Genomic DNA, 433 nt, shown 5'->3' on the forward strand with positions numbered 1-433 from the left:
GCCGGCGAACATGCGCCTGGGTGGGGATAAGCAGTTGCCGGGGGCTGCTGATGTGAGTTTCGGCTCCGAGGTGATCTCGGTGACGGATGCGGCTTCGGGCAAGGTGTGGGCGGTGTCGCCGTCCACGGTGAATGGTTTTGATGAGGAGGCCACCGAGCCGGTGCTGGTGGGCTCCGAGGGCACCGTGTCTGCTGTGGGGGAGGATGACCGGATTTACTCGGCGGATCCGGAGTCGGGGGTGGTGACGGTGACCGGTGTTGATGCCAACGGTGAGGTCACGTCCTCGGAGTCCGAGACGTGGGGCGAGTTGAAGGGCGCGGGCGACCTGCAGATCACGGTGGTGGGGGACCAGCCGGTGGTTCTTGATGCGGCTGCGGGGGAGTTGTTCCTGCCGGGCGGGAAGCGGCTGCAGCTGGACAACGCCCGCGAGGCG

1 protein-coding gene is annotated in these 433 nt (G+C 67.2%); it reads left to right on the top strand.

Features of this window, described 5'->3' with window-relative positions:
• A partial coding sequence (locus DXK94_RS20290; protein ID WP_147294411.1) for a hypothetical protein occupies positions 1-433 on the top strand: 433 nt, incomplete at both ends.

Source organism: Arthrobacter sp. RT-1, from assembly GCF_003367205.1.
In the GTDB taxonomy this organism is placed as follows: Bacteria; Actinomycetota; Actinomycetes; order Actinomycetales; family Micrococcaceae; genus Arthrobacter.